Source organism: Ensifer sp. 2TAB8 (genome assembly GCF_052115125.1).
GTDB lineage: Bacteria > Pseudomonadota > Alphaproteobacteria > Rhizobiales > Rhizobiaceae > Ensifer.
The window spans coordinates 20,475-32,797 of the sequence record NZ_JBFRGB010000042.1 but is presented as its reverse complement, the minus strand read 5'-3'; the positions used below and the strand labels follow the sequence as shown (position 1 = coordinate 32,797).

The 12,323-nt window shown below is 59.8% G+C and carries 13 protein-coding genes, 4 tRNA genes and 1 pseudogene; 8 read left to right on the top strand and 10 right to left on the bottom strand.

The genetic code is table 11. The features are described from left to right. Positions 1–6 precede the first annotated feature (6 nt). From AB4Z53_RS33835 to AB4Z53_RS33820, 4 genes are all read right to left on the bottom strand, one after another. Positions 7–81 (bottom strand) — tRNA-Glu (locus AB4Z53_RS33835). A gap of 200 nt (positions 82–281) precedes the next feature. Beyond that, positions 282–356 (bottom strand) — tRNA-Glu (locus AB4Z53_RS33830). Between the two features lie 136 nt (positions 357–492). Next, positions 493–1,821, bottom strand: coding sequence for a D-Ala-D-Ala carboxypeptidase family metallohydrolase (locus tag AB4Z53_RS33825; protein ID WP_441599742.1), 1,329 nt, complete (start codon positions 1,819–1,821; stop codon positions 493–495). A gap of 396 nt (positions 1,822–2,217) precedes the next feature. After that, complete coding sequence (locus tag AB4Z53_RS33820; RefSeq protein WP_113537103.1) at positions 2,218–2,658, bottom strand: VOC family protein; 441 nt, start codon at positions 2,656–2,658, stop codon at positions 2,218–2,220. A 196-nt stretch (positions 2,659–2,854) separates the two neighbouring features. Between AB4Z53_RS33820 and AB4Z53_RS33815 the strand changes: the two genes are divergently transcribed. The 3 genes from AB4Z53_RS33815 (at position 2,855) to AB4Z53_RS33805 (ending at position 4,743) form a co-directional block, all read left to right on the top strand. After that, a complete protein-coding gene (locus tag AB4Z53_RS33815; RefSeq protein ID WP_043623636.1) occupies positions 2,855–3,433 on the top strand; it encodes a cold-shock protein in 579 nt (192 codons plus the stop codon). Further along, the gene (locus AB4Z53_RS33810) at positions 3,433–3,912 is read left to right on the top strand and encodes a DUF192 domain-containing protein (protein ID WP_441599740.1); all 480 of its coding nucleotides are present in this window, start codon (positions 3,433–3,435) and stop codon (positions 3,910–3,912) included. The genes AB4Z53_RS33815 and AB4Z53_RS33810 overlap by 1 nt, the downstream gene beginning before the upstream one ends. A 183-nt stretch (positions 3,913–4,095) precedes the next feature. After that, positions 4,096–4,743 carry an outer membrane protein gene (locus AB4Z53_RS33805; RefSeq protein ID WP_441599738.1) on the top strand — a complete coding sequence of 216 codons (648 nt, stop codon included), beginning with the start codon at positions 4,096–4,098 and terminating at the stop codon, positions 4,741–4,743. 48 nt (positions 4,744–4,791) lie between these two features. Here the strand turns inward: AB4Z53_RS33805 and AB4Z53_RS33800 are convergent, their stop codons facing one another. Together AB4Z53_RS33800 and AB4Z53_RS33795 are read right to left on the bottom strand one after the other, a co-directional pair. After that, complete coding sequence (locus AB4Z53_RS33800; protein WP_441599736.1) at positions 4,792–5,433, bottom strand: DUF1062 domain-containing protein; 642 nt, start codon at positions 5,431–5,433, stop codon at positions 4,792–4,794. Between the two features lie 486 nt (positions 5,434–5,919). Then, positions 5,920–7,107 (bottom strand): annotated as a pseudogene (locus AB4Z53_RS33795) (GGDEF domain-containing protein). 240 nt (positions 7,108–7,347) lie between these two features. Between AB4Z53_RS33795 and AB4Z53_RS33790 the strand changes: the two are divergent. The 3 genes from AB4Z53_RS33790 to AB4Z53_RS33780 all read left to right on the top strand — a co-directional run bounded on the left by AB4Z53_RS33790 (position 7,348) and on the right by AB4Z53_RS33780 (position 8,096). After that, positions 7,348–7,424 (top strand) — tRNA-Pro (locus AB4Z53_RS33790). A gap of 253 nt (positions 7,425–7,677) precedes the next feature. Further along, positions 7,678–7,983, top strand: a complete 306-nt coding sequence (locus AB4Z53_RS33785; RefSeq protein ID WP_034791376.1) for an ETC complex I subunit — start codon at positions 7,678–7,680, stop codon at positions 7,981–7,983. 36 nt (positions 7,984–8,019) lie between these two features. Then, positions 8,020–8,096 (top strand) — tRNA-Arg (locus AB4Z53_RS33780). Between the two features lie 65 nt (positions 8,097–8,161). Here the strand turns inward: AB4Z53_RS33780 and AB4Z53_RS33775 are convergent. After that, positions 8,162–8,974: an alpha/beta hydrolase gene (locus AB4Z53_RS33775; protein WP_441599744.1), complete on the bottom strand. Its 813-nt coding sequence runs from the start codon at positions 8,972–8,974 to the stop codon at positions 8,162–8,164. Positions 8,975–9,430: 456 nt separating this feature from the next. On the opposite strand from AB4Z53_RS33775, the gene AB4Z53_RS33770 reads away from it, so the two are divergent. Then, positions 9,431–10,411 carry a GlxA family transcriptional regulator gene (locus tag AB4Z53_RS33770; protein WP_441599734.1) on the top strand — a complete coding sequence of 327 codons (981 nt, stop codon included), beginning with the start codon at positions 9,431–9,433 and terminating at the stop codon, positions 10,409–10,411. 60 nt (positions 10,412–10,471) lie between these two features. On the opposite strand, the gene AB4Z53_RS33765 is transcribed toward AB4Z53_RS33770, so the two are convergent. The 3 genes from AB4Z53_RS33765 to AB4Z53_RS33755 all read right to left on the bottom strand — a co-directional run bounded on the left by AB4Z53_RS33765 (position 10,472) and on the right by AB4Z53_RS33755 (position 11,693). Continuing rightward, the gene (locus AB4Z53_RS33765) at positions 10,472–10,735 is read right to left on the bottom strand and encodes a hypothetical protein (RefSeq protein WP_113537110.1); all 264 of its coding nucleotides are present in this window, start codon (positions 10,733–10,735) and stop codon (positions 10,472–10,474) included. Positions 10,736–11,025: 290 nt separating this feature from the next. After that, entirely contained in the window at positions 11,026–11,280 is a 255-nt protein-coding gene (locus AB4Z53_RS33760) for a YMGG-like glycine zipper-containing protein (RefSeq protein ID WP_113537111.1), read from the bottom strand. A gap of 170 nt (positions 11,281–11,450) precedes the next feature. Next, entirely contained in the window at positions 11,451–11,693 is a 243-nt protein-coding gene (locus AB4Z53_RS33755; RefSeq protein WP_441599732.1) for a hypothetical protein, read from the bottom strand. Between the two features lie 198 nt (positions 11,694–11,891). Here AB4Z53_RS33755 and AB4Z53_RS33750 point away from each other — a divergent pair, with 198 nt between their 5' ends. Beyond that, positions 11,892–12,230: a hypothetical protein gene (locus tag AB4Z53_RS33750; protein WP_291155053.1), complete on the top strand. Its 339-nt coding sequence runs from the start codon at positions 11,892–11,894 to the stop codon at positions 12,228–12,230. Positions 12,231–12,323 lie beyond the last annotated feature (93 nt).

Below are 12,323 nucleotides of genomic sequence, written 5' to 3'. Positions count from 1 at the left end.
ACACAGTGGCACGCCCTAGGGGAGTCGAACCCCTCTTCCCAGAATGAAAATCTGGTGTCCTAACCGATAGACGAAGGGCGCACTCGCTGTGTGGGCGCCTTATAGCCAGCGACTCTGAATACCGCAAGCGCCAATCTCAGGATTTTTGTGCTTTTCCTGTTAAAAACAGCGAGAAAAATCCGATGCCCGACAGGTTGGAATCAACGGTACCGTGAGGGCCGGAATCGCCTGCTTCAGGCAGAGGAAGTAGCAATTTTTACGGGGGGAAGAGATCGACACAGTGGCACGCCCTAGGGGAGTCGAACCCCTCTTCCCAGAATGAAAATCTGGTGTCCTAACCGATAGACGAAGGGCGCACTTGCTGTGTGGGCGCCTTATAGCCAGAGGATTTGAGAACCGCAAGCGGCAATTTTCATATTTCTGTAAAAATTCCACAGTCTCCATTCCCGGGGCGGAGTCTGTGGAATAGCTCATGGAAACAAGCGGTTGGCCTTAGCCCTTGCCGCGCCGGCAACGCCAGTTCCAATCCCGCTGTGTGCCGATGTCGATATGCACCGACTCCGTGTGGCAATAGGTGCCGACACCGCCTCGGCCTGGAACACTGCGCAGGAATTCGGCCAGATCCCACTTGCTGACGCCCTGAACCTGGATGTCTGCCGCCTCGCAGCGCGTATGCAGCGACTGCTTCTCGCGGTTGACCTTGATGGGGCGTAGACCGGAGGTCACCATGACCTGCTTGCCGTAATGCGATTCCACCTTCTTCAGCATCTGCATGAGTTCGGGCTTGAAGCAGCCGGCATCGACCTTCTCGGTCTGCAGGATCAATCCGCTTGGCGCCAGTCGCGCCAGGCCCGAAAGCGAGGCGACCTGAACCGGAGCATCGTCGTCGCCGCTAAGATGCTCTTCATGCTCGAAGTTATAGAGCGTATTCAGTTTGACGCCTGGCAGCGTGTAGGCGAGGGACGCTGTCTGCGGCTGGCTCGCATTGCTGGTGGTAATCGTCTTCTTTTCTGCCGGTTGCGCAGTGCGCTGGGCTTCCTGCTGCTTTTCCTTGCGCTTTCCGGCAAACAGCGTTGCGAGCGTCCAGGCCTTCGGCGCTTCCTTGTCTCCGTCGCTTTCCTTGGCCTCTGTGGCCGCCTGCGTCGGTTCCGCGACCGCCACTTCGGTCGTAGCTGGCGCAACCTCGGCATTGGCCACGGCCTGAAGTGCGGCCGATTTTTCCCCGCCGGCGGCGGCCTCGGCGCTCAGGGGCAACGGAACGGATGCCGGAAGGACATGCTCCTGTGCTTCGGTGGGCGCGTAGGCGGCGACCGCCGTGTCCGACGGAGCGGCGGAGGTTTCGTTTGCCGCGCCTTGTTGCGGCGTCATGATGGGCAGAGGACGCCGCTGACCACCGCTGAAAAGGCTGTTTGTGGTCGCATTCATGGCGGGTTGGCCCGCCGGTGCCGTTCCAGCGGCTTCCGGCTGGGTGYCCGGCATGGCTTGCGTCGCCGCAGCCTGTCCATAAATGCTTGAATTTGCAGCACTCAGGCCCGTGCTCTGCATTGTCAGGGGCTGGCCTTGCGTGGGGGCCTGCGCCGTGGCGGTCTGCTGCGTTTGCGGATCGCTGCCCATTGCGGCCACCTGTGCATCGCGGACAGCGCCCGGCTCGGCCGATTCGGCGGTCTGAGGTGCCGCCTGTCCCTCGAGGCCCAGCTCGGCGGCCACGTCACCGTCGGCAACAGCCGACACGCAGCTGCTCAGTGCCAGGAGTGAAACGGATAAAGCTGCCGCCCGCGCAATCGCGGCGAGCACTGCGCCTTTCGTCTCCAGATGTTGCAACGTCCTATCCCCGCTCTCCGTGCATGATCGGCGAAGCCTCGCCCTGTCATGCATTAAGTCTCAGTTCCGAAACATCGCTCAGAACAAACAAACTCGTGCTTCTCGCGACGGCCCGAAAAGACGCCACGGGAAAAGATCAGGCCAAGTACAAAGGGGGTCGTCGCCACGAGACATCGCGGATAGGACCCGGCATCAACGTTTCGCGCGAAAAAATACTCAACGACACGCGATTTGTAAACCGGCGCTAACCTTGAGCCCGCATGTTTCAAACATGCAAAGGCCCGGATAGACCGGGCCCCAGATCATTCATAGCTGCTGCTGATCGGCGACTCGGCCATGCCAACCGGAATTGCCGACTGCACACAGGTATCATCGCCAGTCAGAATTGCGCGGGGCTTACCACGCGCCGGTGTTGGCCATCGAAGCCCAGGGCTCCTGCGGCGGACGGTTTTCGCCCTTCTGCAGGATCTCGATAGAAATGCCGTCCGGAGAGCGAACGAAGGCCATGTGGCCATCGCGCGGCGGGCGGTTGATGGTCACGCCATTTTCCATCAGGTGCTGGCAGAAGCCGTAGATGTCGTCGACCTCATAGGCGAGATGGCCGAAATTGCGGCCGCCGGTATATTCTTCCGTATCCCAGTTGTAGGTGAGTTCGAGGCAGGGCGAGAGCTCCCCGCGTGCACGATCGATGTCGCCGGGAGCGGCGAGGAAAACGAGCGTGAAGCGGCCTTTCTCGTTCTCGTAACGGCGGATTTCGGTCAGGCCGAAAAGCGTGCAGTAGAAGTTCAAGGCCGCATCCAAATTGTTGACGCGAACCATCGTGTGCAGATAGCGCATTGCAATGTCCCTGTTTTGCAGAAGATGGCGTATAGTGGGCTGCCAGCAAGCCAGAGGCAAGGCTGCGTCCGCATATTAGATTTCGGCCAAAATATGCCGAGGGTCTTGCGTATCCGCGGCGGGACGATGTTATTCTGGTCAATAAGAATCAGTTAACCGTATCGGTAGTCGCGCGTAAACGAGGGGCTGTGAGAGAATGGCGGATAGGACATCTTCAAAAGACGTCATGCATGGTGACGACTTTGGCAGTGATGCTCTCGACCTCATCGAAATCACTGGCGTGATCAAATGGTTCGATGTCGCCAAGGGCTTCGGGTTCATCGTGCCGGATAATGGCATGCAGGACGTTCTGGTCCACGTGACCTGCCTGAGGCGCGATGGCTACCAGACGGTTCTTGAGGGCGCGCGGGTCGTGGCGCTCATCCAGAAGCGGGACCGCGGCTACCAGGCGTTCCGTATCCTCTCGATGGATCAGTCGACGGCGGTGCACCCGTCGCAGCTTCCGCCGGTGCGCACCCATGTCCAGGTGACGCCGACCAGCGGCCTCGAGCGGGTGCTCGTCAAGTGGTTCAATCGCACCAAGGGCTTCGGCTTCCTGACGCGCGGCGAAGGAACAGAGGATATCTTCGTTCACATGGAGACCCTGCGGCGCTTCGGTCTCACCGAGCTTCGTCCCGGGCAGGTGGTTCTCGTTCGCTTCGGCGATGGCGAAAAGGGCCTGATGGCTGCCGAAATACATCCGGATGGTCCGTCGCCGACGAGCCGGTCGCACTGATGCTCGCCGCACGAAACCTTTCCGGAAAAAGCGCCCTGTTGGCGCTTTTTTTGTTGTTCGCCTTCACCGTAGCGGCGCTGGCCGAGGTGTCCTTTCCCAAGGACAAGATGCGGCTCGTAACCGCGAACAGGAAGGTGCACGAACTGACGGTCGAACTGGCCGTCGATCCCGACCAGCGCGAGCAGGGACTGATGTTTCGCCGCTCGATGGCGCCGGATCACGGAATGTTGTTCGATTTCGGTGAAACCCGCCGCGTGATGATGTGGATGAAGAACACCTATCTTCCGCTCGACATGCTGTTCATCGACAACAGGGGCGTTGTGCGGACGATCCGCGAGGACGCCGTGCCATTTTCCGAGGCGATCATAGATTCCGGTGAGCCGGTCGCCTTCGTTCTCGAACTCAATGCCGGTACCGTCAAGCGGCTTGATATTCGGGCCGGAGACCGCCTGGAGGGCGCTCGAATCCCAGGCCAGTGACCCGCCTTTGGATCACGAATCGGCCGGTGGCGTGGGGCGCCGCCTTGTAGTTTGAGGACCAGCGCCTAAATCACCGGTATCGAGATGATTCGATCCTTTCGATGACGACTGCAAAGCCTTTTGGGCAGACTTCAACTTAATAAGTTGCTAATGTTTTGCCGAGGACAACAGGAGGCATCTGTGATGATCCGGAATGTGCTTGTTGCAATCGTGGCCGCCTCTGCATTCTGTCAAACAGCGATGGCGGCAGATTTGACGCCGGCGCTGGAGCCGGCGCCAGTTGCCGAAACGCCGCCCGTTTTCGTATGGACCGGCGGTTACGTCGGTCTCCAGGGCGGTGGCGGCTGGCTGAACGGCGATTTCAGCGCGCCCGGCGGCCGCGGCTCCAAAGATTTCAATGGCGGTCTGCTCGGTGCCTTTGCCGGCTTCAATTACCAGCAGGGTGATTGGGTCTACGGTATTGAGGGCGACGTCAACTACAACTGGAATGACAAGCGATTCGATCTTGGCGGGACCTCCCTCAAAGCCGGAACCGATGTTTCCGGCGCGATCCGCGGACGCGTCGGCTATGTACTGAACGACAAGGCGCTGCTCTACGGGGCAGGTGGCTGGGCGGTTACCCGGGGCTTCGTCGACGTGCCCGGAGCGTCGAAGGAAAAAGAGACCTTCAACGGTTGGACGATCGGTGCCGGTGTCGATTACTCGTTCACCGACAACGTCTTCGGGCGCGCCGAGTATCGCTACAACGACTATGGCGACAAGGACTTCCGCGGCGTCAACGTCGATCTCGATCAGCATCAGTTCACCGTTGGCGTCGGTGTGAAGTTCTGACCTTTCGGCAGAAAGCGCCGGCATAGGGCCGACGCTCCCCCAATTCGTTCATGCAGGCAGCAATATGCCCCGCGCGCGATCGGCAATTTCGTCATGATCGCGTTCCTCCGAGAGATCGACAACCACCCGTAGGCCATCCCGGATCGGCCGTTTCAAAGCCTTGCGGGAGCTGGACTGCAGCGTCAGCCGCTCCTCTTCCTCCAGCCGAGTGAGCCTGCTGCGCGAGAGACCGAGTTCCGCCGAAAGCAGGCGATCGGCACGTATACTGACCGCCAACGGCACGTGCACGACGAGTTCAAGGTGGGTGCACGCGTCCCGCGCTTCAGCGAGCACGCGCTTTGCCACCCGGCAATCGGCGAATTCTTCGATCCTGCTGCTCTCGCGGCGAAGACCCTCGACGTCGAACGAGACCCGGCGCACCCAGCCTGGATCGTTGTTCTGGAGGGCGTCGAGCGTTTCGGGYGAGATGTCGCGGACATTCTGCCGCTCGAAGATCGGGCGATTCCAGGTGTCATCGCAGTCGGCGCAGCGATAGATCAGCCAGGCATCAAGCCGTCGGCCGTTGGCGTTCAGCCGCGTCTTGCCGCTGCACTCGAAAGGGCGCGCGCCGCGGCAGCGGCTGCAGGCAAGCCAGGGGCGCGGCGCCGTTTGTGGTTCAATGGTCCACAGGACCGTCAATGTATGAGACATGTCGTCTGGTTCTTCCAAAAGGAAGTCCATCGAGACGACGGTTTGAGTACCCGTTCCGGGGACGCGGTCTGGCAGCGTTTGTAGGTGATGGTTCCGCCTGGTGCCATTGCACCGGGCTTGAGATCGGCAATGCCATTCCGGTCTCGAACCGCCACCTCAACGAACGCGCGAAAAATCAAACCGATAGCGTCGAGTGCTATCGGGCGTACGGGGCGAAACTAGCGAGACCGGATTTTACAGAGGCAAGGCGAAACTCCAGCAGAGACAGCGCGATTGTGGCTGCGCGCTCGTTCTACACCGGAGCGTGTGCCGCGCGAAGTGCGAAGCTGTCAGTCGCACCCGCCATGGTAGCCGATTGCGCGGCATAGGTGAAATTTGGCCACAGGCAATTTCGCTCAAAAGGAGTAGTATGAGGCATTACACCTCCAATCTGAGCGGCCTCTGCATGGGATGGCCGCTTTTTTTTTTGGGAAGGACATACCCTCATCAGCCGGCGCGGCCGAAGCTCGCTTCCATTGACGTTGAAGTGGGTGTGGGCGCCGAGGAAGATGATGTGACGCGATTACGGCCGCTGCGCTTGGCCTCGTAGAGCGCCGCATCTGCCCTGTTGAACAAATCCTCCCACGAGCTCTCGTTGCCGTGGGCGGCGGCGAGGCCCATGCTGACGCTGAGCGCTATGGGTTGTTCGTTGCTTGTAACAGCAAGATTCTCGACAGCGCGCCGCAACCGCTCGGCGATGGCAAACGCCTGCGCTTCGCTCGTCTGCGGCAGGTAGAGACCAAATTCCTCCCCGCCGAGGCGGGCGAATCAATCGCCTTTTCGCAGATTCGACCTGATCAGATCGGCAAAGGCGATCAGAGCCTGGTCGCCGGCGTGGTGGCCGTAGCGATCGTTGATGCGCTTGAAGAAGTCCAGGTCCATGACGATGAGGCAGTCGCCATGCCAGTTGGAACCAGGCAGTTGCGTAAGAAACCAGCGTCGATTTGCAGCGCCCGTCAGGGCATCGGTGTCGGCCGAACGCCTGAGTTCCGCTTCGGCCCGCTCCTTGACGAGGACGAGTGCGAAAAAGGCAATCGCGAAGTGACAGATGATCGAGAGGAAAAAGGCGTAGGTGGTCGTGATCGGTATGATACCAGGCTTTACAAGGCCGACCACCACGGCAAGGCAAAGGCTGGCACCGACGGCCATGGCTGCCGCAAACAATGCGCGTACTGGCAGCGGTTCACATTTGCGATCCGCGATGACGGCAACGGCGGAGGCGGCGAGGAGGGCAAAGGCTGTGGCATTGAAGACGCTGGCGCGGACGTAGTTGACGACGTGGAAATGGGTGGCAAGACCGATTGCCGCACCCGCGACCGGTATCGAAAGTGCGAGCCAGTCCGCCTTGCGCCGACGACCGGCGCTCAAGCGGCGCACCCCGATCCAGAACAGCGCATAGCCGCCGATCCCGAGCGTGAAGCTCGAAAGCGTCCACAGATAGGCCGGCAGCAGCTTCTGTTCGCCGTAGCCTGCGAGCGTCGACGCAAGTGCCAGGAAGAGGAAGCCGCTCGCGAGAATTCCTAGCCCTTCATCCCGCGGCGATTGCCAGCGAGCGTAAAGGAAGCAGAACGCGCCGACGAGGAAGGATGATTTGTGAAGAAGCAGAACGGTGGCGAGGTCGAGTTGGGCGTTCATGGAATGCTCGGGAGGGTTTTGGAGGCTGGCACGGTGGGGTTGTGCACCACGTGGCTCTAGCCGCAATGGATTTAGCGATTACTAAATTCGGATGACAAATCGCCGCTTTTGTCCCAATTCGGGACATTTCCGCTGGCGCGGACCGCGGATGGCCCGAGTACAGGTTTCTTGAGAGTGGACAACAGCGAAATTACATGTTGCAGCCCAAGGGCGAAGCGTGTATCTCCGGCGCCGTTGGCACGGAGTGTAGCGCAGTCTGGTAGCGCATCTGGTTTGGGACCAGAGGGTCGGGAGTTCGAATCTCTCCACTCCGACCATCGTAACGCCTGATAGGCGTTCTTGTTCTCCCTGTTTCTTTCCGCCAGATATCGCTGCACCGCCTTTGCGTGCTTGTGGCGCGCGGATTGCGTGTCCCCTCAGTCGAGGCCTGCGTCCAGCGCGATCCTCCCACTGAAAAGCCGAATTTATCCGGCCGAAAGTCATTCCGTTTTAAATCAATCTGCGTTATGGGAAGACGGAATGCTGGCGCCCGTGAATGTTGCCAGCGAAAGTATGGAGCCGTTCGAAACCATGTCCGCAAAGATCTATCGTCCAGCAAAGACCGCCATGCAGTCTGGCAAAGCCAAGACGAATCTGTGGGTGCTGGAGTTTGATCAGGAAAAGCCGCGCACCATCGACCCGATCATGGGCTACACCAGCTCYGGCGACATGAAGCAGCAGCTGCGGCTGACCTTCGAAAACGCCGAGCAGGCCATCGCCTATGCCGAGCGTAACGGCATCGAATACCGCGTAATCGCGCCGAAGGAAGCGACGCGCAAGAGCGTGTCCTACCCGGACAACTTCCGTTTCAACCGGATGCAGCCCTGGACCCACTAAGGTCCCAGGTCGCATCCGACGGGCACAGCCCGGGACGGCCCCTTAGCTCAGTTGGATAGAGCACCTGCCTTCTAAGCAGGTTGTCGCAGGTTCGAATCCTGCAGGGGTCGCCAAGTTTCTAATCATCTGTTTCTTTGATTGAAATCGTGGACACAGTCACGAGGTGCGTGGTGTCCGCCTAGGCGGCGTCCTTCGGCAACACCTCCACAAATCGGATCACTTCCCTTACCGTATTCTCGTTCCAGATGTCGTTGTGGCCCGAGCGCTCGTCGATCAGCATCCGTTTGGGTTCGGCAGCGATGCGGTAGAGCGCCTCGCCAGACGACAGGGGAATGCTGTCGTCCAACCGACCGTGGATGAAGAGTTTTGGCTGTTTCACCGCGGCTATCTTGAGATCGGAGCGGAAGGGATCCTTGATGAGGAGCCTGACGGGAAGGAACGGATAGCGCGCTTCGGCGACCGAGAGGACCGATAGATACGGGGAGATGAGGATCACGCCAGAGACGGGTCTTTGTGCCGCAGTGTTCACTGCGACGCCGGTGCCGAGGGATCGGCCGAGCACGACGATGCCTCCTTTGATGYGGGGTGCCAGCCAATCGAACGCCGCGATGCCATCCGTCAGCAGGCCCTGCTCGCTGGGTGAGCCGGTCGATCCTGGATAGCCGCGATAGGAAATCGCGAGCAATCCGATACCGCGCGCAGCCAGTGCCTGCGCCAGAAACTCATAGTTGTCGGCTCGATCGCCGTTGCCGAAAAAGAGCAGCACAGCGGGTTTGTCGGGTTCACCTTGACTGTAAAGCCCGTGTAGCGTCTCGCCGTCCGGCGTGCTGACGGCGACATTCTCGCCCCAGATCGGAGGGTTCGGTACGGCAGCGGCATTTGCCCCGGGATAGAGAAGGGTACGCTGCGAAAAAAAGATGAGGCCAAGAAACAAGAGATAGGTCAGGACCGCTATAAGCGGCAAGATCAGCAGAAACCTCGTTATATTCATGGTGAATTTCCAGATGCGAGAGACAACAGTCTGCGGGTGAATGCCGATATCCGTAGAGCTATACGCAAAATATTGATGCTGATTGCCGCCATGACGGCAGATTAAGCTTATCGTCCGGAACATCTGCCAATTATATGCGCATATGTACAGAAGGAGTTGCAAATGGTCGATGAATTATCGGCGCTGCACGCATCCTTGACGTCTACGCAGACGTCGAGATCTGCTGCGTCGGGTCCGGCTAATGACGTGCCGGCACCGCGATCCTTCTTCTTGTGGCGGCATAGAAAAAAACGGGCCGGTGGATGGCTCCAACCGGCCCGTTCCGGCAAAGGCGGAAAGGGGAACGTCTCAGCGCGGGGCTGCAGCGCCGCGCGTAGGGAGATCGATACGGTCTGATAATGCCCGAACGTCATTTCCAGAATTGACATTTATCGCTCGAAATTTGACATTTCCCGCATGCCTTCTGATGGACGTCCACAATCTGTGATCGAAGTTTGCGTCGTCATCCTGCCGGAGTCGTCGATCATGTCGCTCGCCTCGGTGCTGGATCCGATGCGCGCCGCCAACCGCATCTCCGGACGCGACGTGTTTCGCTGGCGACTGCTTTCGGCGGATGGAAAACCGGTGACGTTGACCTGCGGCATCCCGATCGTGGTCGACGGCAAGTTTGCCCAGCCGCTCGCCGGCGACGCTTTGCTGGTGATTGGTGGCTTCAATCTCGAACGGCATGTCGACAAGAAATTCATCGGGGTACTGCAGGAGTGCGCCCGGCACTTCGATATCGTCGCCGGCATCGAATCGGGCTGCTGGTTGCTCGGACGAACCGGCATGCTCAATGGTCGTCGGGCGACCGCGCACTGGGAGGAGCTTGAAGATTTCAGCCAGGCCTTTCCGGCCTTGACGGTGCTTGGTGATCGTTTCGTCGCCGACGGGAAGTTCTGGACGTCGGGCGGTGCCTCACCCACATTCGACATGATGCTGCACTGGATCACGCAAAGGCTGGGTTCGGCCTTGGCGCTCGATGTCGCCAGCATCTTCGTCTATGACCAGACCCATAGCGCGACCGACGTCCAGCCGTTCGTTTCGCTCGGGCGCATCGAAACGCGCGATCCGGAACTCGCCGAAGCGATTCGATTGATGGAGCGGACGCTTGAGCGTCCGCTGACGATCGCCGCTCTAACGAAGCGGCTGTCGATTTCGCAACGCAAGCTGGAGTTGCTGTTCGCGCGCGGGCTGTCGACCAGCCCCGGCGCCTACTATCTGCGCCTTCGTCTGCAGGTCGCACACCGTCTGGTGCGTGATTCTGGCAGCCCGATCCGCGAGATTGCATTGCGTTGCGGTTTCGACAGCCTGTCCGCCTTCTCCCGCGCCTATAGTCGCGAATATGGCATGAGCCCCCTGAGGATGCGCGCGTCGAGGCGAGGGGTGGTGGCGTGAAAGCGCGGCCCAGGAGCGATATGTTCTTAGGCACAGTGCGAGCCGAATTTCAGGATTGGGTCAGTGAACCGTCTGTGGCGGCTCGTCGGTAAAGGCCTGAATGCCGTCGCGCTGGACGGTTGCAATGAATTCTTCAAAGGCCTCGCGGTCGGTGGGGAAGGGGTCCTCCCACGTGGTGGAAAAACCCTCCTCATCGATAACCTCGAGGACCCAATCGTGATTCGTGCCTGCCGGCCGATAGATTCGCAATTCCACGACGACGCCGTCGTCACTGAACTGGCCGGAAAATTCCGAATATTCGTAAGTCTGCTCTTCGTCAGTCATTTCCGTAGTCTAACACGCTTGCTGGACAACGTCTCATGCTGTTCGCCGGTTATCCCTGCTCTGGCGTGCACCGGTGCGCTAGCCGACGGCGCTCGCATTGTTCCCGTGCTTGTGTCCCGCCCGATCACGCATGGCCGGAGTTGGCGCCGCAATGGTTCAGCGCCAATCTGCAAGATGTAACGCTGACCGCCAGGCGAGTGGCGGTCAGATCGTTTGCGATGGGAGAGATTCGCGGGATTTGAAGTCGCGCGCGTTTCAGGAAATGCGCGGTTTGCTTCAACGGGCGGCTGTTACTGGCAGCGCGCTTCATAGCGGCGGCCATAGCGGTCGCGATAGATGCAATATCCTTCGCGCTCACGGGAACGGCCTATCAGGTTGCCCATGATGCCGCCCGCCACAGCGCCGATTGCCGCGCCGCCCCAACTGTCGCTCACGACGCCGCCGATGATGGCACCGGTACCGGCGCCGATTGCGGTTCCTTTCTCCGTCTGCGTGCAGGACGCGAGCGTACCAATGATTCCAAGCGCAATGATAAGCTTTTTCATGCTGTCACCCCTTTGCTACAAACCAACCTGGGAGTTCACCACTCTGCATCCTCAGCGTGAGGTTCAGCATCTACGCAACGCGCGCAATTGTCGATAGGGATGATTCGCGGGCATAGGGCAGACGTTGAAACGACAGGGCGTGCAGTAGCCCCGTGGAAGCGCAGAGGCGACTATCGCCAGTAGCTTGGTCCGCTGTCGATCGACGATCGGCCGATAGTGTAGCCGATCGCAAGCGCAACCAAGCCGACAGCAAGCGTCAGGCCGGACGCGGTGTATGGGTGGTCTGCAGCGCCGACGGTCACAGCGTTTGCTTCACGGCTCACAGCGTCGGCGGCAGTCTTTGCGACCTTGCGGACGCCTGTTGGTGGTTCGGTCGGTTTTCCGGTGAAGCCCGCTTTCAGATCGTTCGCCATGGCGTTTCTCCTTGGTGGTCACGGAGGGAACTGTCGATTCGAAAGGAAAATTCCGGAGCTGCATGGCCGCGCCGCTCGGCATGCCGGCGGTGGGGGCGCATCCGGTCAGCGCCGAATCACTTAGCCCGGGTGTATTAGGTATTCATCGGAGGTTCAGGCAGAATAGCCCAAAGTGATTGGCAGATAGGAGGAGTTACGATGAAAAAGCTCTTATCCGCCTTCGCAGCGATTGGCTTGGCTGCGACTTTCGCCTTGCCGCTGAGCGCCGCTCCGATATTCGTGCCGAGACCCGAAAACGTACAGACGGGCACTGTCGAACAGGTCAACCATCGGAGCCATCGACATTGGCACGCAGACCGCCGGTGGGATCGTCGATGGGATAGGCGCCAAGCCTGGCGTTCATGTGGCTATTACGGAAGGTGCTACCCGCGCCAATACGGGTACTATGGCGGCTACCGTGACCGTGGGTACTATGGCTACCATGACCCTTACCGCTACCAACGCCGCTCAGGCGTCACGGTCTACTTCGATTTCTAGCGCACGGACCCTGATCGGCGCTTGAAACAGCAGGTAGCAGAGATCAATGCCTGAGTTCCGGGTTCGACCTGCTTCCACGACCGTTCAAGTGTC